At 61.7% G+C, this 21,823-nt stretch carries 17 protein-coding genes and 1 pseudogene; 9 read left to right on the plus strand and 9 right to left on the minus strand.

Features of this window, described 5'->3' with window-relative positions; all coding sequences use genetic code 11:
- Window positions 1–97 precede the first annotated feature (97 nt).
- From RB216_RS01945 to hemE, 7 genes and pseudogenes are all read left to right on the plus strand, one after another.
- A pseudogene (locus RB216_RS01945) lies at window positions 98–1,354 on the plus strand (type IV pilus secretin PilQ); the annotation flags it as partial.
- 4 nt (window positions 1,355–1,358) lie between these two features.
- Entirely contained in the window at window positions 1,359–1,877 is a 519-nt protein-coding gene (gene aroK, locus RB216_RS01950; RefSeq protein ID WP_028615422.1) for a shikimate kinase AroK, read from the plus strand.
- 125 nt (window positions 1,878–2,002) lie between these two features.
- Window positions 2,003–3,103, plus strand: coding sequence for a 3-dehydroquinate synthase (gene aroB / locus RB216_RS01955; RefSeq protein ID WP_028615423.1), 1,101 nt, complete (start codon window positions 2,003–2,005; stop codon window positions 3,101–3,103).
- A gap of 10 nt (window positions 3,104–3,113) precedes the next feature.
- A complete protein-coding gene (locus RB216_RS01960) occupies window positions 3,114–4,691 on the plus strand; it encodes an SPOR domain-containing protein (protein WP_028615424.1) in 1,578 nt (525 codons plus the stop codon).
- 352 nt (window positions 4,692–5,043) lie between these two features.
- On the plus strand, window positions 5,044–9,489 hold the full coding sequence (gltB, locus tag RB216_RS01965; RefSeq protein WP_308908254.1) for a glutamate synthase large subunit: 4,446 nt from the start codon (window positions 5,044–5,046) through the stop codon (window positions 9,487–9,489).
- 32 nt (window positions 9,490–9,521) lie between these two features.
- On the plus strand, window positions 9,522–10,940 hold the full coding sequence (locus RB216_RS01970) for a glutamate synthase small subunit GltD family protein (RefSeq protein WP_010213750.1): 1,419 nt from the start codon (window positions 9,522–9,524) through the stop codon (window positions 10,938–10,940).
- A 197-nt stretch (window positions 10,941–11,137) separates the two neighbouring features.
- Entirely contained in the window at window positions 11,138–12,205 is a 1,068-nt protein-coding gene (gene hemE / locus RB216_RS01975; protein WP_028615426.1) for a uroporphyrinogen decarboxylase, read from the plus strand.
- 119 nt (window positions 12,206–12,324) lie between these two features.
- On the opposite strand, the gene RB216_RS01980 is transcribed toward hemE, so the two are convergent.
- Window positions 12,325–13,551 carry an MFS transporter gene (locus RB216_RS01980; protein WP_268964151.1) on the minus strand — a complete coding sequence of 409 codons (1,227 nt, stop codon included), beginning with the start codon at window positions 13,549–13,551 and terminating at the stop codon, window positions 12,325–12,327.
- Between the two features lie 172 nt (window positions 13,552–13,723).
- Between RB216_RS01980 and RB216_RS01985 the strand changes: the two genes are divergently transcribed.
- Window positions 13,724–14,617: a LysR family transcriptional regulator gene (locus tag RB216_RS01985; protein ID WP_028615428.1), complete on the plus strand. Its 894-nt coding sequence runs from the start codon at window positions 13,724–13,726 to the stop codon at window positions 14,615–14,617.
- A gap of 87 nt (window positions 14,618–14,704) precedes the next feature.
- Window positions 14,705–15,091, plus strand: coding sequence for a type II toxin-antitoxin system PemK/MazF family toxin (locus RB216_RS01990; protein WP_028615429.1), 387 nt, complete (start codon window positions 14,705–14,707; stop codon window positions 15,089–15,091).
- Between the two features lie 207 nt (window positions 15,092–15,298).
- Here RB216_RS01990 and RB216_RS01995 read toward each other — a convergent pair whose 3' ends face one another.
- The 8 genes from RB216_RS01995 to RB216_RS02030 are packed head-to-tail and all read right to left on the minus strand — an operon-like array spanning window position 15,299 to window position 21,798.
- Entirely contained in the window at window positions 15,299–15,742 is a 444-nt protein-coding gene (locus tag RB216_RS01995; protein ID WP_068937677.1) for a hypothetical protein, read from the minus strand.
- A gap of 26 nt (window positions 15,743–15,768) precedes the next feature.
- Entirely contained in the window at window positions 15,769–16,995 is a 1,227-nt protein-coding gene (locus tag RB216_RS02000; RefSeq protein ID WP_122685782.1) for a beta-ketoacyl-ACP synthase, read from the minus strand.
- Window positions 16,995–17,723 (minus strand): 3-ketoacyl-ACP reductase FabG2, encoded by a 729-nt coding sequence (locus RB216_RS02005; RefSeq protein WP_028615432.1) that lies wholly within the window; start codon window positions 17,721–17,723, stop codon window positions 16,995–16,997. Before RB216_RS02005 ends, RB216_RS02000 begins: the two co-directional genes overlap by 1 nt.
- Window positions 17,720–18,181: a hotdog family protein gene (locus RB216_RS02010; protein WP_028615433.1), complete on the minus strand. Its 462-nt coding sequence runs from the start codon at window positions 18,179–18,181 to the stop codon at window positions 17,720–17,722. The genes RB216_RS02005 and RB216_RS02010 overlap by 4 nt, the downstream gene beginning before the upstream one ends.
- Window positions 18,178–19,344 (minus strand): beta-ketoacyl-[acyl-carrier-protein] synthase family protein, encoded by a 1,167-nt coding sequence (locus RB216_RS02015; protein WP_068937675.1) that lies wholly within the window; start codon window positions 19,342–19,344, stop codon window positions 18,178–18,180. The genes RB216_RS02010 and RB216_RS02015 overlap by 4 nt, the downstream gene beginning before the upstream one ends.
- On the minus strand, window positions 19,341–19,823 hold the full coding sequence (locus tag RB216_RS02020; protein WP_028615435.1) for a hypothetical protein: 483 nt from the start codon (window positions 19,821–19,823) through the stop codon (window positions 19,341–19,343). Before RB216_RS02020 ends, RB216_RS02015 begins: the two co-directional genes overlap by 4 nt.
- Window positions 19,820–20,554: a class I SAM-dependent methyltransferase gene (locus RB216_RS02025; protein WP_028615436.1), complete on the minus strand. Its 735-nt coding sequence runs from the start codon at window positions 20,552–20,554 to the stop codon at window positions 19,820–19,822. Before RB216_RS02025 ends, RB216_RS02020 begins: the two co-directional genes overlap by 4 nt.
- Entirely contained in the window at window positions 20,551–21,798 is a 1,248-nt protein-coding gene (locus RB216_RS02030) for an NAD(P)/FAD-dependent oxidoreductase (RefSeq protein ID WP_308908255.1), read from the minus strand. Before RB216_RS02030 ends, RB216_RS02025 begins: the two co-directional genes overlap by 4 nt.
- Window positions 21,799–21,823: the final 25 nt, after the last annotated feature.

Consider the following 21,823-nt stretch of genomic DNA (forward strand, 5'->3'; position numbering starts at 1 on the left):
GGCGCTATGGATAGCGTTCACGGCACCGATGGCTGCTGCTGTGCCCAATCGTGTGGATCTGATCCACTTGCCGCCTCCCGGCGTCGCCACACTGAGCGCCTACACAGGCGACAAGCTGACCCTCAACTTCCAGAGCATCGAGTTGCGCACGGCGTTGCAACAAATTGCTGATGTGGCGGGCCTCAATCTGGTTGCCAGTGACGATGTGCAAGGCTCGATCACCCTGCGCCTCAAAGAGGTGCCCTGGGACCAGGCGCTGGACCTGGTGCTGCAAGCCAAGGGCCTGGACAAGCGGGTGAAGGCCGGTGTGTTGCTGGTGGCGCCGGCTGAGGAGCTGGCTGCGCGTGAACTGCTCACGCTGGAATCGCGCAAGCAGATGGCCGAATTGGCACCGTTGCGCCGGGAACTGCTGCAAGTCAATTACGCCAAGGCGGCGGACCTGGCCAAGTTGTTCCAGTCGGTCACCGGCCTTGAGGGTGTGACCGAAGAGCGGGGTTCGGTGGCGGTGGATGATCGCACCAACAACATTATTGCCTACCAGACCGTTGAGCGGCTGGAGGAGCTGCGCCGGATCGTGGCGCAGCTGGATATTCCGGTACGCCAGGTGATGATCGAGGCGCGAATTGTCGAGGCCAATGTCGATTACGACAAAAGCCTGGGCGCGCGTTGGGGTGGGCGGCTCAATCGGGGCAACTGGGGCGCGGGGGGCATTCCGAAACCTCAGCCTGAAGGCGCGGAACCGCAGGAAAACCCACCCAGTTCACCCTTTGTGGACCTGGGATCACTCACCGGCACCTCGGGCCTGGGCATCGCCTTTATCACCGACAACCTGCTGCTGGACCTGGAGCTCACTGCCATGGAGAAAACCGGCAACGGCGAAATCGTCTCGCAACCCAAGGTGGTCACGTCCGACAAGGAAACCGCGCGTATCCTCAAGGGCACCGAGATTCCCTATCAGGAATCCAGCTCCAGTGGCGCCACGTCGGTTTCATTCAAGGAGGCCTCGCTGTCGCTGGAAGTCACCCCGCAAATCACCCCGGATGACCGCGTGATCATGGAGGTCAAGGTCACCAAGGATGAGCCCGACTACCTGAACAAACTCAACGACGTGCCGCCGATCAAGAAGAACGAGGTCAACGCCAAGGTGTTGGTCAAGGATGGTGAGACCATCGTCATCGGCGGGGTTTTCTCCAATACCCAAAGCAAAGTGGTAGATAAAGTGCCATTTTTAGGCGATGTGCCGTATCTTGGCCGCCTTTTCCGGCGCGATGTGCTGGCGGAGAAAAAATCCGAGCTGCTGGTATTCCTGACTCCGCGTATTATGAATAACCAGGCGATTGCTGTGAGTCGTTGATTCTGTGCGAAATTTGATTCTTGTAGGACCGATGGGGGCTGGAAAAAGCACCATCGGCCGTTTGCTGGCCAAAGAGCTGCGCCTGCCGTTCAAAGATTCCGACAAGGAAATTGAATTGCGCACGGGTGCCAATATCCCATGGATCTTCGATAAGGAAGGCGAACTGGGCTTTCGTGACCGCGAGCAGGCGATGATCGCCGAGCTGTGCGGCTGCGATGGCGTGGTATTGGCGACCGGCGGCGGCGCAGTGATGCGTGATGAAAACCGCCGCGCGTTGCATGCCGGTGGTCGGGTGGTCTATCTGCATGCCTCGGTCGAGCAGCAGGTGGGCCGCACCGCCCGCGATCGCAATCGCCCGTTGTTACGCACAGCCAACCCGGAGAAAACCCTGCGGGACCTGCTCACGCTGCGCGATCCGCTGTATCGGGAAATCGCCGATCTGGTGGTAGAAACCGATGAGCGGCCACCGCGGATGGTGGTTCTCGACATTCTTGAGCGCCTGCATCGGCTGCCACCCCGTTAAAGCCAGGCTCGAAATGCGCTATTCTCGGCGGCGCGCTATCACCCTGTGGGGTGTGGCGTAGAGCCATCAGGTGACGTCAGAACGTGATGTCATCGGTCGTCACTCCATCTCTAACGCGGGGACACATGCAGACACTTAAGGTCGATCTAGGCGAGCGCAGCTACCCGATCCATATTGGCGAAGGTCTGTTGGACCAGCCCGAGTTGCTCGCACCGCATATTGCCGGGCGGCAAGTGGCGATCATCTCCAACGAAACGGTCGCGCCGCTGTATCTTGAGCGTCTGAGCCGCAGCCTGTCGGCTTATTCGGTGATCTCCGTGATCCTGCCCGACGGCGAAGCCCACAAAAACTGGGAAACCCTGCAACTGATCTTTGATGGCCTGCTGACCGCACGTCATGACCGCCGCACCACCGTGATCGCCTTGGGCGGCGGTGTGATCGGCGACATGGCCGGCTTTGCAGCGGCCTGCTACCAGCGTGGCGTGGACTTTATCCAAGTGCCGACCACCTTGCTGTCCCAGGTCGATTCGTCGGTGGGCGGCAAGACCGGCATCAACCACCCGCTGGGCAAGAACATGGTGGGCGCGTTCTACCAGCCTCAAGCCGTGCTGATCGACACTGCGACCCTCAACACCTTGCCGCCGCGCGAGCTGTCGGCGGGCCTGGCGGAAGTCATCAAGTACGGGTTGATCTGCGACGAGCCGTTCCTGACCTGGTTGGAAGAACACGTGGATGCCCTGCGCAACCTCGACCAGGCGGCACTCACCGAAGCGATTTCGCGCTCCTGCGCCGCCAAGGCGCTGGTGGTGAATGCCGACGAACGGGAGTCTGGTGTACGCGCTACCCTGAACCTGGGCCACACCTTCGGCCATGCGATCGAAACTCACATGGGCTATGGTGTGTGGTTGCATGGGGAGGCCGTAGCTGCTGGCACGGTGATGGCGCTGGAGATGTCGCAGCGCCTGGGCTGGATCAGCGCCCAGGAGCGTGATCGTGGCATCCGCTTGTTCCAGCGCGCCGGTTTGCCGGTCATTCCGCCGGAGGAGATGACTGAGGCGGATTTCCTCGAACATATGGCAATAGACAAGAAAGTGATCGACGGTCGACTGCGACTGGTGCTGCTGCGTCATATGGGCGAAGCGGTGGTGACCGACGATTATCCGAAAGAGATTTTACAGGCCACGCTGGGAGCGGATTACCGCGCCCTGGCCCAGCTTAAAGGTTAATAAGATCCCGATGACTAGTTTGCATGCCGACGAGGCGTTCCTCGGCCATTACCAGTTAAGCCACGACCCTTTTGCTCCACGGGTGCCTGGCTTCAAATTTTTCCCGGCCCAGCGCAAGCCTGTGCTTGGCCAACTGCACCACCTCGCGCGCTACAGCCAACTGCTGCTGGTCGTGACCGGCCCGCTGGGCAGCGGCAAGACCTTGCTGCGCCAGGCCCTGGTGGCCAGCACCAACAAACAGTCGGTACAGAGTGTAGTGGTATCGGCCCGTGGTGCCGGTGATGCCGCAGGCGTGCTGCGCCAGGTCGCCCAGGCGCTGGACGTGGCCACTGCCGAGCCGAATGCGATCCTCAAGCAAGTGGTGCAACTGGGCCTGACCGGCCAGGAAGTCTACCTGCTGGTGGATGACGCCGAGCAGCTCGACGAATCCGCCCTGGAAGCGCTGCTGGCGCTGGCAGCCGGCACGCCGGAAGGTCGCCCGCACGTGTTCCTGTTTGGTGAGTCGTCGCTGATCGCCGAGCTCGAGCAGATCAGCGGTGACCAGGAGCTGTTCCACGTCATCGAGCTGCAGCCGTACGAAGAGGAAGAAACCCGCGAATACCTGGCTCAACGCCTTGAGGGCGCAGGGGCCGGTATCGAACTTTTCTCCGCTCAGCAGATCTCTGATATTCACGAAAGCTCCGACGGCTGGCCTGGCACCATCAACCAGGTTGCCCGCGATGCGATGATCGAAGCCATGATTGCCAGCCGCACTGCGGTCAAGCGTCCAAAGATGGGGTTCACTATGCCTAAGAAACACGTATTGGCTATTTCCGCCGTTGTCGTGGTCGCTGTCGCCGCCGCCTGGTTGATCCCAGGCCGCAGCAAGGCACCGACGACTGCCGGCGCGCCAACCGAACAGGCGCAGTTGCCACTGGGCAAACCCACGCCAAACGTCGAATTCGCCAACTCCGGCCAACCGACCAATCTGCCGATGGTCGGCCAACCGGTGATGCGTGGTCCGCTTGCCGAAGAAGCCGGTGGCATCTCCGAAGGCGACGACGGCGTGCCGGTGGAAGGCTCCAGCGCCACTCCACCAACCGTGACCACCACTGCGCCGCCTGCGGGCGTGCCAGCCGGTCAGCCGGCTGCGGTTGCCAAGCCGACCCCGACCCCGGCGCCGACCGTTGCCACCGCCAAACCTGCGCCTGCGCCTGTGACCAAGCCGGTCGCGCCTGCGCCAGTCGCCAAGCCAGCCCCGGCTCCGGCTGCCAAGCCTGCTGAAAAGCCGGCCGCCACCGTTGCCAAAGCCGGCGCCGCTGGCAGCAGCTGGTACGCCAGCCAGCCAACCGGCAACTTCGTGGTGCAGATTCTCGGCACCAGCTCCGAAGCCAACGCCCAGGCGTTCGTGAAAGAGCAGGGCGGCGAGTACCGTTATTTCAAGAAAGTGCTCAACGGCAAGCCTCTCTACGTGATCACCTACGGCAACTTCTCCAGCCGTGCAGCCGCCGATTCTGCGATCAAAACCTTGCCAGCGAAGGTCCAGGCTGGTAAACCTTGGCCTCGCACTGTTGCCAGCGTTCAACAAGAACTCGCAACAACTCGCTGAAGATTCGGCGGCCTTACCCAGGCCGCCCTCCCGGCACCTCAAAAAAATCCGCAAGTGCGTGCTGCCCTTACAGGCCGCGCGCTTTGTGGTGTCTGCGTCACGGTAGCTTTTGAGTCGTAGCGGTCAGAATTAAAAAAGTTTTGACTAGCACAGCATATCGCTTTAAACCTTTCATAAATGCGACATAGATTTGCGACATTTCGTCGCTAAATTTGTGAGCGTCTGTGTCGGTGTGTACAATGACCTCCCTTTTGCCCCCGCTAAGCCGGCGTACGTTCGGCGTGGAAGGTAACCGGTTGAATTGAAAAGAAATTTGCCTCGATATAAGAGGCAGCCTGGTGAGAAAGTGTCTATGAAAGCAGGTCTGTACCAACCCGATGAATTCAAGGATAACTGCGGTTTCGGCCTGATAGCCCATATGCAGGGCGAACCCAGTCATACCCTTTTGCAAACGGCCATCGAGGCCCTGACCTGCATGACCCACCGCGGTGGGATCAACGCCGACGGCAAGACCGGTGACGGTTGCGGCTTGCTGATTCAAAAGCCCGACCAGTTCCTGCGCGCTGTCGCAAAAGAGCAATTTGCGGTCGACCTGCCCAAGCAGTACGCCGTGGGCATGGTGTTTTTCAACCAGGATCCGGTCAAAGCCGAAGCCGCTCGCGAGAACATGAACCGCGAGATCCTGGCCGCCGGCCTGCAACTTGTCGGCTGGCGCAAAGTGCCGATCGACACCAGCGTACTTGGCCGCCTGGCCAACGAGCGCCTTCCGCAGATCGAGCAAGTGTTCATCGCAGGCGAGGGCCTTAGCGACCAGGACATGGCCATCAAGCTGTTCACCTCGCGTCGTCGTTCGTCGGTTTCCAATGCCGCCGACACCGACCACTACATCTGCAGCTTTTCCCACAAGACCATCATTTATAAAGGCCTGATGATGCCGGCGGACCTCACCGCCTTCTATCCAGACCTGAGCGATGAGCGCCTGCAAACCGCAATCTGCGTGTTCCACCAGCGCTTCTCCACCAACACCCTGCCGAAATGGCCGCTGGCCCAGCCATTCCGCTTCCTCGCCCACAACGGCGAGATCAACACCATCACTGGCAACCGCAACTGGGCCGTGGCCCGTCGCACCAAGTTCGCCAACGACTTGATGGACCTGGAAGAGCTCGGCCCGCTGGTCAACCGTGTGGGTTCCGACTCTTCCAGCATGGACAACATGCTCGAACTGATGGTCACCGGCGGCATCGACCTGTTCCGTGGCGTGCGTATGATCATTCCGCCAGCGTGGCAGAACGTCGAAACCATGGACCCGGATCTGCGTGCGTTCTACGAGTACAACTCGATGCACATGGAGCCGTGGGACGGCCCGGCCGGCGTGGTCATGACTGACGGTCGCTACGCGGTGTGCCTGCTCGACCGTAACGGTCTGCGCCCGGCGCGTTGGGTCACCACCACCAATGGCTTTATCACCCTCGCGTCGGAAATCGGCGTGTGGAACTACAAGCCCGAAGACGTGATTGCCAAAGGCCGCGTTGGCCCTGGCCAGATCCTCGCCGTCGACACCGAAACCGGTCAGATCCTCGACACCGACGCCATCGACAACCGCTTGAAGTCGCGTCACCCGTACAAGCAATGGCTGCGCAAGAACGCCCTGCGCATCCAGGCGACCATGGAAGACAACGACCACGGTTCGGCGTTCTACGACGTCGACCAGCTCAAGCAATACATGAAGATGTATCAGGTCACGTTCGAAGAGCGCGACCAGGTGCTGCGTCCGCTCGGCGAGCAAGGCTACGAGGCGGTCGGTTCCATGGGCGATGACACGCCGATGGCCGTACTGTCCCAGCGCGTGCGCACGCCGTACGACTACTTCCGCCAGCAGTTCGCCCAGGTGACCAACCCACCGATCGACCCGCTGCGCGAAGCCATCGTGATGTCCCTGGAAGTGTGCCTCGGTGCCGAGCGCAACATCTTCCAGGAATCGCCTGAGCACGCCTCCCGCGTGATCCTCAGCTCGCCGGTTATTTCCCCGGCCAAGTGGCGTTCGTTGATGACCCTGGACCGCCCAGGCTTCGACCGCCAGATCATCGACCTGAACTACGACGAGAGCCTCGGCCTTGAAGCTGCTGTGCGCAACGTCGCGGACCAGGCCGAAGAGGCCGTGCGCGCCGGTCGTACCCAGATCGTATTGACCGACCGTCACATCGCGCCTGGCAAGCTGCCGATCCACGCTTCGCTGGCCACCGGCGCGGTGCATCACCGCCTGACCGAGAAAGGCCTGCGCTGCGATTCCAACATCCTCGTGGAAACCGCCACCGCCCGCGACCCGCATCACTTTGCGGTGCTGATCGGTTTCGGCGCCTCGGCGGTGTACCCGTTCCTCGCGTACGAAGTGCTGGGCGACCTGATCCGCACCGGTGAAGTGCTGGGCGACCTCTATGAGGTGTTCAAGAACTACCGTAAAGGCATCACCAAGGGTCTGTTGAAGATCCTGTCGAAGATGGGTATTTCCACCGTCACCTCGTACCGCGGCGCACAGTTGTTCGAAGCCATCGGCCTGTCCGAAGAGGTGTGCGACCTGAGCTTCCGTGGCGTGCCAAGCCGTATCAAGGGCGCGCGTTTCGTCGACATCGAAGCCGAGCAGAAAGCGTTGGCAGCCGAAGCATGGAGTGCGCGCAAGCCAATCCAGCAAGGCGGCCTGCTCAAGTTCGTGCACGGTGGCGAATACCACGCGTACAACCCGGACGTGGTCAACACCCTGCAAGCTGCTGTGCAGCAGGGCGACTACGCCAAGTTCAAGGAATACACCTCGCTGGTGGACAATCGCCCGGTGTCGATGATCCGCGACCTGTTCAAGGTGAAGACCCTGGACACGCCGATGGACATCAGCGAAGTCGAGCCGCTGGAGTCGATCCTCAAGCGCTTCGACTCCGCCGGTATCTCCCTGGGCGCCTTGTCGCCCGAGGCTCACGAAGCCCTGGCCGAAGCCATGAACCGCCTGGGTGCGCGTTCCAACTCCGGCGAAGGCGGTGAAGACCCGGCGCGCTACGGCACCATCAAGAGCTCGAAAATCAAGCAGGTCGCGACGGGTCGTTTCGGTGTGACGCCGGAATACCTGGTCAACGCCGAAGTGCTGCAGATCAAGGTGGCCCAGGGCGCCAAGCCCGGTGAGGGCGGCCAACTGCCAGGTGGTAAGGTCAATGGTTTGATCGCCAAGCTGCGTTACGCAGTGCCGGGCGTGACGCTGATTTCGCCACCGCCGCACCACGACATTTATTCGATTGAAGATTTGTCGCAGCTGATTTTCGACCTGAAACAAGTCAACCCGCAGGCGCTGGTCTCGGTGAAACTGGTAGCAGAAGCCGGCGTGGGCACCATCGCCGCCGGTGTGGCCAAGGCCTATGCCGACCTGATCACCATCTCCGGCTACGACGGTGGCACCGGCGCTTCGCCGCTGACCTCCATCAAGTACGCGGGCGCACCGTGGGAGCTCGGCCTGGCCGAGACCCACCAGACCCTGCGTGGCAACGACCTGCGCGGCAAAGTACGGGTGCAGACCGACGGCGGCCTGAAAACCGGCCTCGATGTGATCAAGGCCGCGATCCTCGGCGCCGAAAGTTTCGGCTTCGGCACCGCGCCAATGATCGCCCTGGGCTGCAAATACCTGCGCATCTGCCACCTGAACAACTGCGCCACCGGCGTCGCCACTCAGAACGAGAAGCTGCGCAAAGATCACTACATCGGCACCGTCGACATGGTGGTGAACTTCTTCACCTACGTCGCCGAAGAAACCCGTGAATGGCTGGCCAAGCTGGGCGTGCGTTCTCTTGAAGAGCTGATCGGTCGCACCGACCTGTTGGAAATCCTTGAAGGCCAGACCGCCAAGCAACATCACCTGGACCTGACGCCGCTGTTGGGCAGCGATCACATTCCGGTCGACAAACCGCAGTTCTGCGGCGTCGAGCGCAACCCGCCCTTCGACAAAGGCCTGCTGGCCGAGAAGATGGTGGAAATCGCCGGTTCGTCGATCAACGATGCCAGCGGTGGCGAATTCGCCCTGGATATCTGCAACTGCGACCGTTCCATCGGCGCCCGCATCTCCGGCGAAATCGCGCGCAAGCACGGCAACCAGGGCATGGCGAAAGCGCCGATCACTTTCCGCTTCAAAGGCACTGCGGGCCAGAGCTTTGGCGTGTGGAACGCCGGTGGCCTGCACATGTACCTGGAAGGCGACGCCAACGACTACGTGGGCAAGGGCATGACCGGCGGCAAGCTGGTGATCGTTCCGCCTAAAGGCAGCGTCTACAAGACCCAGGACAGTGCCATCATCGGCAACACCTGCTTGTACGGCGCCACCGGTGGCAAGCTGTTCGCCGCCGGTACTGCCGGTGAGCGTTTCGCCGTGCGCAACTCCGGTGCCCACACCGTGGTGGAAGGCACTGGCGATCACTGCTGTGAGTACATGACCGGGGGCTTTGTCGCGGTACTGGGCAAGACCGGTTACAACTTCGGTTCGGGCATGACCGGCGGTTTCGCCTACGTGCTCGACCAGGACAACACCTTCGTCGACAAGGTCAACCACGAGTTGGTCGAGATCCAGCGGATCAGCGGCGAAGCCATGGAGTCCTACCGGAACCACTTGCAGCACGTGCTGGACGAGTACGTCGAGGAGACCGGCAGCGAATGGGGTCGTAACCTCGCCGAAAACCTCGATGATTACCTGCGTCGTTTCTGGCTGGTCAAGCCCAAGGCTGCCAACCTGAAATCGTTGCTTTCCAGCATCCGTGCCAACCCGCAGTGATATGCGCCTGAAGAGTTTGATGAGGTTTTAACATGGCTGAACGTCTGAATAACGACTTCCAGTTCATCGATGTCGGGCGCAAAGATCCGAAGAAGAAACTGTTGCGTCAACGCAAGAAAGAGTTCGTGGAAATCTACGAACCCTTCAAACCCCAGCACTCGGCCGACCAGGCCCACCGTTGCCTGGGGTGCGGTAACCCGTATTGCGAATGGAAGTGCCCGGTGCACAACTTCATTCCCAACTGGCTGAAGCTGGTGGCCGAGGGCAACATCCTCGCCGCTGCCGAACTGTCGCACCAGACCAACACCCTGCCGGAAGTGTGCGGCCGGGTGTGCCCGCAAGACCGTCTGTGCGAGGGTGCCTGCACCCTTAACGACGGCTTTGGCGCGGTGACCATCGGTTCGGTGGAGAAGTACATCACTGACACCGCGTTCGCCATGGGCTGGCGTCCCGATATGTCCAAGGTCAAGCCGACTGGCAAGCGCGTCGCCATCATCGGCGCCGGCCCTGCCGGCCTGGGCTGCGCCGACGTATTGGTGCGCGGCGGCGTGACCCCGGTGGTGTTCGACAAGAACCCGGAAATCGGCGGCCTGCTGACCTTCGGTATCCCCGAGTTCAAGCTGGAAAAAACCGTCCTGAGCAACCGTCGTGAAGTGTTCACCGGCATGGGCATCGAGTTCCGCCTGAACACCGAGATCGGCAAAGACGTGACCATGGAGCAACTGCTCGAAGAATACGATGCGGTGTTCATGGGCATGGGCACCTACACCTACATGAAGGGCGGCTTTGCCGGTGAGGATCTGCCGGGCGTTTACGACGCGTTGGATTTCCTGATCGCCAACGTGAATCGCAACCTGGGCTTTGAAAAGTCGCCGGAAGATTTCGTCGACATGAAAGGCAAGAAGGTCGTGGTGCTGGGCGGTGGTGACACCGCGATGGACTGCAACCGCACCTCGATCCGCCAGGGCGCCAAATCGGTGACTTGTGCCTATCGTCGTGACGAAGCCAACATGCCCGGCTCGCGCAAAGAGGTGAAGAACGCCAAGGAAGAAGGTGTGAAATTCCTCTACAACCGCCAGCCGATCGCGATTGTCGGTGAAGACCGCGTCGAAGGCGTGAAGGTGGTCGAGACCCGTCTCGGCGAACCGGACGCCCGTGGTCGTCGCAGCCCCGAGCCGATCCCGGGTTCCGAAGAGATCATTCCGGCTGACGCCGTGGTCATCGCCTTCGGTTTCCGTCCAAGCCCGGCGCCGTGGTTCGAACAGTTCCAGATCCAGACCGACAGCCAGGGCCGCGTCGTGGCCCCGGAACAAGGCCAGTACAAGCATCAGACCAGCAACCCGAAAATCTTCGCCGGTGGCGACATGGTGCGCGGTTCCGACCTGGTGGTAACCGCGATCTTCGAAGGCCGCAATGCCGCCGAAGGCATCCTGGATTACCTGCAAGTCTGATCACCGCAGCCCTGTAGGAGCCGGCTTGCCGGCGATGGCGATCTTGAGGACGCCATCGCCGGCAAGCCGGCTCCTACAGGTCGGGGTTACTCCGTTCTCCGCGACAAATTGACCCGATAGACAAAAGGCACGGCGCATTCCGTGCCTTTTGCGTCTGGCTCTGAGAAAATGCCCGCACTTTTTTTGCGGATGCCGACATGACTGCCCTCAAGAACGACCGTTTCCTTCGTGCCCTGCTCAAGCAACCTGTGGACGTCACCCCTGTGTGGATGATGCGCCAAGCCGGTCGCTACCTGCCGGAATACCGCGCCAGTCGCGCCAACGCCGGCGACTTCATGAGCCTGTGCATGAACCCGGAGTTCGCCTGCGAAGTCACGATGCAGCCGCTGGACCGCTACCCACAACTGGACGCGGCCATCCTCTTCTCCGACATCCTCACCATCCCTGACGCCATGGGCCAAGGCCTGTACTTCGAAACCGGCGAAGGCCCACGTTTCAAGAAAGTCGTCAGCACCCTGGCCGATATCGAAGCGCTGCCGATCCCCGATCCGCACAAAGACCTCGGTTACGTGATGGACGCCGTCAGCACCATCCGCCGCGAGCTTAACGGCCGCGTGCCGCTGATCGGCTTCTCCGGCAGCCCCTGGACCCTGGCCACCTACATGGTCGAAGGCGGCTCGTCGAAAGACTTCCGCAAGACCAAGGCCATGCTCTATGACAACCCACAGGCCATGCACCTGCTGCTGGATAAGCTGGCGCAGTCGGTCACGTCCTACCTCAACGGCCAGATCATGGCCGGCGCGCAAGCCGTGCAGATCTTCGACACCTGGGGCGGCAACCTGTCGGCGGCAGCGTACCAGGAGTTCTCCCTGGCCTACATGCGCAAAATCGTCAACGGCCTGATCCGTGAACACGAAGGCCGCAAAGTGCCGGTAATCATGTTCACCAAGGGTGGCGGCCTGTGGCTGGAAAGCATTGCCGACGCCGGTGCCGACGCCCTGGGCCTGGACTGGACCTGCGACATTGGCGAAGCTCGCCAGCGCGTGGGCAACCGCGTCGCGCTGCAAGGCAACATGGACCCGACGGTGCTGTACGCCAAGCCGGAAGCCATCCGCACCGAAGTTGGCCGCATCCTCGCCAGCTACGGCAAAGGCACCGGGCATGTGTTCAACCTCGGCCATGGCATCACCCCGGAAGTGAACCCGGAGCACGCTGGTGCATTCCTGCGCGCGGTGCATGAGTTGTCGGCGCAGTATCACGAATAACACGCAAAACAAATGTGGGAGGGGGCTTGCCCCCGATGGCGGTGTACCAGTCAGTACAACTATGACTGATCTACCCTCATCGGGGGCAAGCCCCCTCCCACATTAAAAGCCAGAGAAACTCAGGCCTTCGCTTGCCCCAACGGCGGCAACTTCGCCAGCTTCAACGCCACCAGCAACGCGCCAATCAACAGCGCCACAATAAACGCCCCGATCCCATTCCACCCGGCAAAGTGCCAGAAGAACCCACCCGCCGTCCCGGCAATACTCGACCCTACGTAGTAGCAGAACAGGTACAGCGATGACGCTTGCCCCTTGGCCTTCACCGCGCGGCGGCCGATCCAGCTGCTGGCCACCGAGTGGGCGCCGAAGAAGCCGAAGGTGAAGATCAGCATGCCCGGCACCACCAGCCACAGGGGGGTGAACAGGGTCAGGGCCATGCCGGCCAGCATCAGCACGATGGTGCCCCACAGCACGCGACGGCGGCCGAGGCGGTCGGCCAGGGAGCCGATTTTCGCCGAGCTGTAGATGCCCGAGAGGTACACCAGCGACAGCAGGCCGACCACCGCTTGGCTGAGGTCGTAGGGATCGGCCAGCAGGCGATAGCCGATGTAGTTGAACATGGTCACGAACGCCCCCATCAGCAGGAACGCTTCGAGGAACAACCAGGGCAGGCCCGCGTCCTTGAAGTGCATGACGAAGCCATCCACCAGGCTGCGCGGCTTGAGGCTGGTGGCGCGGAAGTTGCGCGATTCGGGGAGGATTTTCCAGAACACCGTGGCGGCGATCAGCGCCAGGGCGCCGATAATCAGCATGGCGGTGTGCCAACTGACGAAGTCGATCAACACGCCGATGATCAGCCGCCCGCTCATGCCGCCAATCGCGTTACCGCCGATGTACAAGCCCATGGCCAGGCCGATGTGCTGCGGGTGGATCTCTTCGCTCAGGTAGGTCATGGCTACGGCGGCCAGGCCGCTGAGCGACAGACCCACCAGTGCACGCATCAGCAGGATGCCTTCCCAGGTCGGCATAAGGCCGCTGGCGATGGTCGCCAGCGCGGCGCAGAACAACGCGGAGACCATCACCGGCTTGCGCCCCAGGCGGTCGGAAATCGGTCCGGTGATCAACAAACCGCACGCCAGCATCGCCGTGGCCACCGACAGGATCAGGCTGCTTTGTGCCGCATTGATGGAAAACTCTTGGGACAGCGCCGGCATCATCGGCTGCACGCAATACAGCAGCGCAAAAGTGGCGAACCCGCCGGAAAACAACGCCAGCACCGTGCGCATGAACATCGGCGTGCCTTTTTCGATGTACGCGTCATTGAGCTGGGCCACCACCTCATCCAGGGCGGTGGGCGGTACGTCTTGAGCGAGTGGAGCAACAGCAGCTTTCACGGGGACCTCGGGGAGGAAGAGCGTGCCAGGACAGGCAATGCAAAAAAGAATATAGCTCCCTAATGATTCTTTCCAATATATTGTTCGACCTGTTTGATAGCTTTAACGACCTAATGAGGCTCCCATGGAATTGCGTCACTTGCGGTACTTCATCGCCGTCGCCGAAGAACTGCATTTCGGCCGGGCCGCGCAGGTGCTGGGCATCTCGCAACCGCCGCTGAGCCAGCAGATCCAGGCGCTGGAGCAGGAAGTGGGGGCGCGGTTGTTTGAGCGTACCAATCGTCGGGTCGAACTGAGTGAAGCGGGGCGGTTGTTCCTGCAAGAGGCGCGATTGGTGTTGGCACAGGTCGACAAGGCGGCGGACGTAGCGCGCCGTGCGCAGTTGGGTGAGCTGGGCGAACTGAAGATTGGCTTCACCTCGTCGGCGCCGTTCAATTCCAGCATTCCCCAGGCGATCTTTGCGTTTCGCCAGGCGTTCCCGGCGGTGCATCTGAACCTGCAGGAGATGAGCAGCACCGAAGTGGCTGAGTCGCTGGTGGATGAGTCTATCCAAGTGGGCCTGATGCGGCCGCTGCCATTGCCGGATTCGCTGAGTGTGGTCGAGTTGATGCGTGAGCCGCTGGTGGCGGTGCTGAATGCTGGTCACCCGTTGGTGGCGGGCAGCGAGCGTGGTTTGCACCTGGCGCAATTGGCACAGGAGCCGTTTGTGTTTTTCCCGCGCACTTACGGCAGCGGCCTCTATGCCCAGTTGCTCAACCTGGCGCGTGATGCCGGCTTCAGCCCGCACTTTGCCCAGGAGGCCGGGGAGGCGATGACCATCATCGGCCTAGTGGCGGCGGGCTTGGGCGTGTCGGTACTGCCGGCGTCCTACCAGCGCATTCGGATCGATGGCGTGGTGTATCGCACGCTGCTGGATCAGGAGGCGATGACGGCGGTGTGGCTGGTGCAACGCAAGGGCGCGCAGACGCCGATGGCAGAGGCGTTTGTGGAGTTGTTGACGCGCAAGGCCTTGGTGTAGACGTGCTCACATATCAGGTAACGCAAGCTGCTTAGCGATTCGCGGGACAGTTATGCAGAATCGCTTTTTCTCAAGCGAGTGATATGGATGGCACTTCTCTATCAGCCCAAGGAGGGCAGCGTGTTGATTTGTGACTTTCGAGGCTATGAGGTCCCGGAAATCATAAAGATCCGCCCGGTCATTGTGATACGCAAGCACCGAACCAATAAGTTGTTGGTGACGGTTGTGCCGTTGAGTACTACTGCGCCGCAGACGGTTTTGGATCACCACTGCCAGCTTGATAGTCATCTTCAAGGAGCAAGCCCTATCTGTTGGGCGAAATGTGACATTGTGGCAACCGTCAGCTTGGGAAGGCTCGACCGAATCAAAAGCAAAGATCGTCATGGCAAACGAACTTACAAAATCGCTGAGCTCACTTCTGATCAGCTTCTAGCAATAAAGGCGGCGGTGCGCAGCGCGTTGGGGTTGCGCTGAGGGATGAACGGCACTTTGCCACAGGTTGCCGTAAAGTTGTTTTCAGGCATACTGCCCACGTTCCCGAAAGGGGCTTGTGAGACTCTGAGGATCCTGGGCAACCAGCAATCGCAGAGCCAGGCAGGAAGCGGCGATGACAAGCCAACCTGTTTGTGAAGAGGGCGCCGAAAGGCGCCCTTTGTCGTTTCTGTAGAGCCTGAATTCGTTTTACTTGGTGGTGCCGGTTTGCTCAAACAACTGCGCCGCCGTCCCCGCCTCATTCACGCCATTGCTGCGCAACCCCGCCATGATGTCGCTGTCCAGATTGTTCACCCAACGGTTGTAGTTGCGATGGATCTTGCCGTCCTTGTAGCCCAGGGCGCGGCTATCGCGGTAGGTGATGGCGTAGCTGTTGCGGGTGTAGCGGATGTCGATGGCTGCGTAATACTGGTTACGCACGTTGATCTCGGCCTGTACCAGCTGCGGGCTCAGGCGTTGTACCGTCCACTCGCGTTTTTGCAGGGCGTTGACGATCACCGCTTTCATTTTTTCTTCGCTGACCTGGGCGTCGGCTGGCAGGTTGTGCTGGGTGTTGAGGATCGGCTTGCTGGTGCAACCGGCGGTGACCAACAGGGCCAGGGTGATCAGGGTGACGCGTAGCAAGGAAGACATTCCGTATTCTCCAATCGATTTGAAAGTCAGGACCAGCGGCGGAAGATCAGCGAGGTGTTGACGCCGCCAAAGGCAAAGTTGTTGTTCATCACGTAGTCGTGGTGCATCTCGCGGAATTCACCTTGCAGGTAATCCAGCTCGCCGCATTGCGGGTCGACCGAATCCAGGTTGAAGGTGTGCACGTATTGGTCGCGGTTCATCATCTCGATGCTGAACCACGACTCCAGCGCGCCGCACGCGCCCAAGGTGTGGCCGAGAAAGCTCTTTTGTGAGCTGATGGGCATGCGGCTGCCGAACAGGCTGCTGGTCGCCAGTGTTTCGGCGATATCGCCCTGGTCGGTGGCGGTGCCGTGACCGTTCACGTAGCCGATTGCGGATGGCTCAAGCCCGGCATCTTCCAGGGCCAGTTCCATCGCGCGGCGCATGGTTTTCTGCTCTGGGCGGGTAGTGTGCTGGCCGTCGGCGTTGCTGCCGAAGCCCACCAGCTCGGCGTGGATATGCGCACCGCGTGCCAACGCGTGCTCCAGTTCCTCCAACACCAGCATGCCGCCGCCTTCACCGATCACCAGACCGTCACGACCACTGTCATAGGGACGTGGACTGGTCTGAGGCGCATCGTTCTTGAGGCTGGTGGCGTAAAGCGCATCGAATACCATGGCCTCAGTGGGGCACAGCTCCTCGGCGCCGCCGGCGAGCATCAACGGCAGGCGGCCGAACTTGATTGCTTCATAGGCATAACCGATGCCTTGGCTGCCGCTGGTGCAAGCGCTGGACGTGGGGATCAGCCGCCCGGTCAGGCCAAAGAAGATGCTGATATTCGCCGCCGTGGTGTGCGGCATCATGCGCACGTAGGAGTTGGCATTCAGCCCCTCGGCCACCGAGTTCAGCAGCATGTTGCCGAACGCCTTGATCTCGTCGGTGCTGCCGGTGGACGAGCCACAGGCCACGCCCATGCGCCCGTCCTTGATTGACTCATCGCCGAGCAAGCCCGCGTCCTGCAACGCCTGCTCTGCCGCCCACACCGCAAGGCGCGACACCCGGCCCATGCTGCGCAGTTGTTTGCGCGTCCAGTGTGCGGGCACGACAAAATCGTCGATCGGCCCGGCTAGGCGCGTGTTCAGTTCGGTAAAGCGGTCCCACTCGTCCATGCGCCGGATGCCGCTGCGGTTGGCGCGGAAGTTGGCGGCGATGGTGTCCCAATCGCTGCCCAGGGAGGTCATGCCGGCCATGCCGGTGACGACGACGCGTTTCATCAGCACAGGCCTCCATTCACGGCCAGGACCTGGCGCGTGATGTAGCTAGCCTCGGCCGACATCAGGAAATTCACCGCGCCGGCCACCTCTTCCGGCGTGCCCATGCGCTGCGCCGGGATCATCTTCATCAGTTCTTCCACCGGCACGTTCTCATCCAGCATGGCGGTGTCGATCAAGCCCGGAGCGACGCAATTGACAGTAATCTTGCGCTTGCCCAGCTCGATGGCCAGGGCCTTGGCTGCACCGATCAAACCGGCTTTCGAGGCGCTGTAATTGACCTGGCCACGGTTGCCGATCAGCCCGGAAACCGAGGTGATGCACACGATGCGGCCGGCCGCGCGACGACGAATCATCGGCATCATCACCGGGTGCAACACGTTGTAGAAACCGTCGAGGTTGGTGCGCATCACCACGTCCCAGTCGTCGTCCGACAAGGCCGGGAAGGCGCCGTCTCGGGTCAGGCCGGCGTTGAGCACCACGCCGTAATAGGCGCCGTGTTGCTCAACGTCAGCTTCGAGGATTTCCTTGCACGCAGCACGATCCGCCACATCGAATTGCAGCACCCGCGCCTTGCGGCCCAGGGCTTCAACCTCGGCCTGCACTGCATCGGCGTCGCTACGGCCACTGCGGCAATGCAGCACGATGTCATGCCCGGCCTGAGCCAGGCGCAGTGCGATGGCGCGGCCGATGCCACGGCTGGAGCCGGTGACCAGTACGGATTCAGTCATGGCGTTACGTCCTTCGATTCATCTAAATAGTTGGCCGCCTGGGGCGGTCGAAATACATTCAAGCGGGCGCTGGCCTGGATCCCGTCGCCGGTCAGGTGGCATTCGAACACACCCATGCCATTGTCGTCTTCCAAAGAGCGCAGGCCGTGGATCGCCAGCTCGGCGCCGACCGGGAAGTGTTCCACATTGCACTCGAACTTGCGTGTGCCGAGCAGGAAGCCCAGTTCCACCGCTTCACCTTTCTGGCGCGCGCGGCAACCGGCGTAGGCGGCGACGCTTTGCGCCATCAACTCGATGCCGACCCAGGCCGGCAGGCTGCCGTCCGGGCGGTTGAACAGGCCGCCGGGTTTGACCGTGACGCGGGTGTGGATCTGCTCTTCATCGAACGACAACACCTGATCGATCAGGATCATGTCGCCCGCATGGGGCAGCAGTTCAGCGAGTGGCCAATCGATCATGGGGCCTCTCCGATAATCAGGCTGACGTTGTTGCCGCCGAAGGCAAACGAATTGCTCATCAGGCAGCGCTTTCCTAGGGTTTCTGCGGCCTGCGCCCACTGCAAGGCGGGCAGGGCCGGGTCGGCCTGGCCGTCCCACACGTGGGGTGGGACGCGGTTGTGAGCCAGGCTCAACCAACAGAACGCCGCTTCCAGCGCCCCGGCTGCGCCCAGGGTGTGACCGCTCATGGGTTTGGTCGATGAGCAGGCCACGCCGTGCGGGAACAGGCTGGCGACGGCCAGGCTTTCCATGGCGTCGTTATGTTGGGTGGCGGTGCCGTGCAAGTTCAGGTAACCGATCTGCTCGGGCTGCAATCGGGCGCTGGCCAAGGCCTTGCGCATTGACTGCAACGCGCCTTTGCCGGTGGGCTCGGGCGCGGAGATATGGTGCGCATCGCAACTGGCGCCGCTGCCCAGCAGGGCGATGGGCGCGGGTTCCTTGCTCATCACAAACAGCACGGCCGCTTCGCCGATGTTGATGCCGTTGCGGTTCATCGAGAACGGATTGCAGCGCTCGTTCGACACCGCTTCCAATGAGCTGAAACCGTTGAGTGTCAGCTTGCACAGGCTGTCGACGCCGCCGCAGATCACTGCATCGCACACGCCCAGGTCCAGCAGGCGCTGGGCACTCATCAAGGCACGGGCGCTGGAGGTGCAGGCGGTGGAGATCACATAGGCCGGGCCACTCAGTTGCAGCCAGTCGGCGAGGAAATTCGCCGGAGCGCTGAGTTCCTGCTGCTGGTAGTCGTAGTCGCCGGGGAACTGGTGTTCCCGCAAAAAGTGCGCGATGCCCCGACTGGCTTCGTCGATGCCCGAGGTGCTGGTGCCGAGCACAACGCCGACCCGTGACGCGCCGTAGGTGTGGATCGCCTGTCGGATATCGCCTTCGATCTGCAACGCCGCTTCCAGCAGCAACTGGTTATTGCGGCTGCTTTGCTGGCCCAACTCGGGCGGGATGATTGCCAAGTCGCCTTTCACGGCGCCCACCGGCAATACGCGCTCCGGCACCCAGCCGCTTTCAGGGCGCATGCCGGAGCAGTCCCCGGCAAACAGGCTGCGGCTGACCTCGTCCTGGCCGCGGCCAAGGGCGCAGATCACGCCCAGGGCGTTGAGGTAAGCGCTCATCGAGCGGCTCCAAGCGGTGTGATGCGGTAACTCAAGGGCTGGCCGGCCATGTTCACGCTGAAGACCTCGGACGATTGATACACGATCTGCCAATGCCCCGGCAGGGTGCGCGTCAGGTCCATGGCCTGGGCGCTGGGGTAGAGCGCGCGCACGTCATCGGCCGACGTCAGGGCAAACAGCAACGCGGCAAACAGCTCGCGCGCCTGGGGATTGGGCGGCAGCAAGCCGTCGGCCTGCCACTCGCCATCGATCAGTTTTTGTCGGGCCTGGGGAATGCCCAGCGGGTCCATCATCGACCAGCGAATGCCGCCGCTTTCGCGCTGGATCACCAACAGCCAGTCCTGGCTCTGGCCGTCGGCCAGGCGCTGCACATGCAATTGCAGCGGCAAGGCCAGGGTTGGAGTTTTCTCCGGCAGCGGCGGCTGGCTGGCGCAGGCGCTCAGCAGCAACAGGCAGCCGATCAACAGCATGCGCATCATGGGGCTGCGCTCGTTAAGGGTTTGCGTGCCACGCAGTTGACCAGGGTTTCCTCGCGCTGCCCCACCGGCGGCGCCTTGCGCAGGCCCCAGCGTTCCAGCAGGCCGAAATCGCTGGAGCGGCTCCACCACAAGTACGGGTACGAGATGTTCTGCGGACCGAATTCAAAGCCCTGCTCGCGGAGCATATCCAGGTACTCATCGGCGCTTTTCTGCACATGCATCGGGTGGCGGAACAGCCAGCGAATCACCCAGGTGTCGATATAGGCTTCGGTGGATTCTGCAAACAGCAGATAACCGCCCGGCTTGAGCACACGGTAGAACTCCTTGAGCGCGCGGTGCTGCTCGACCAGGTGGTGAAAGGTCTGGTGGCAGAACAGGATATCGACGCTTTCGTCCGGCACTTGCAAGGTGGCGCAGTCGCTGCCGATCAGCTCGATGGCCAAGCCTTGGCGCTGAGCTTCTTCGCGGCTCAGTTCCAGGCTGTGCGGGTCGGCATCCAGGCCGATCAGGCGCTCGGGAGCGAACACCTGCTGCAAGTATTGGAACGATTTGCCTTGGCCGCAACCGGCGTCCAGCAGTACCGGGGCCTCGGGCAACGGGTCGGTAAACAGGCTGCGCAGGTCGTTGATCGCCACGCGCAGCACATGGTGCTGCCAGGTGTGGCTGCGCAGGAACCAGAAGCCGAACCTGGTTTCTTCGACGTAGTTCTTACTTAAGTACTGACTGCTCATACCGGCTCACTCGCACAAATCTCCGACAACATCCGCAACCGCCGCTTGGGCTCGCTGACAAACGGGTTGCGCTCATCCCACGCGTAGCCGGCGAGGATCGAGCTGATCATCCGGCGAATCTCCGACGAGCTGTCCGGGTGGTAGATCACATCCTGGAACGTCCCGGCGTACCAGCCTTCGACGTAGCAGCGGAAGGTGTCCACGCCGCGTTTCAAGGGCACGGCAAACTCGTTCTCCCAGTCCACGGTTTCGCCCTTGAGCTGACGGTGCAACACAGCGGCCGCCATGCTCGCTGAACGCATGGCGATGGTCACCCCGGAAGAAAACACCGGGTCGAGGAATTCCGCCGCATTGCCCAGCAGCGCGAAGCCCGGTCCGTGCAGGGTTTTGACGTTGGCTGCGTAGCCACCGAGGGTGCGCGCCGGGGTGTCCCACACGGCGTTTTGCAGCACGCCGGCAAGGCTCGGGGTTTCGGCGATAAAGCCGCGCAGGCAGGCGTCGAGGTCGCCATCGCGACCGTCGAAATGCTCCTTGGCCGCGACTACGCCCACCGAACAACGCCCGTTGCTGAACGGAATGGTCCAGAACCAGATGTCACGCTGGGTCGGATGGGTGGTCACCAGAATCTTGGTGCGATCAAAGCCGGGATGTTCGATGCGGTCTTCGACGTGGGTGAACACGGCTTGGCGTACGGGGAAGTCGGACGGCAGATCCAGATCCAGCAGACGCGGCAGCACGCGGCCATAGCCGCTGGCGTCGAGTACGAACTTGGCCTTGAGGTGGTAGTCGCTGCCGTTCTCAAGGCGCACATGCAGGTAGCGGCTCTCGCCGCTGAAATCCACGCCGACGATAGTTTCGCCGTAGCGGATCTCCACACCTTGCTTGGCGGCCTGATCGGCCAGCAACTTGTCGAACTCGCCGCGCTGCACCTGGAAGGTGGTCGGCTTGCCGTTGCTGAAAGTGTCACTGAAATCAAATGCGCTGTAGCGCTCGCCCCAGGCGAACGCGGCGCCGGTTTTCACCTGGAACCCTGCGGCCTGTACGGCGTCGAGCATGCCGGCTTCTTCGATGAAATCGATGCAGTGCGACAGCAGGCTTTCGCCGATCGAGAACCGTGGGAAATGCTGGCGCTCGATGATCAATACATCATGCCCTTTGCGCTTTAACAGCGCGGCGGCGATGGCCCCGGACGGACCGGCACCGATCACCACCACCTGGCGACGTTCCATTTCAACTGTGGGCACGAGGGCTCCTTGCCACATTGGCGAT

The organism is Pseudomonas canadensis (assembly GCF_030980095.1).
Classification (GTDB): domain Bacteria; phylum Pseudomonadota; class Gammaproteobacteria; order Pseudomonadales; family Pseudomonadaceae; genus Aquipseudomonas; species Aquipseudomonas canadensis.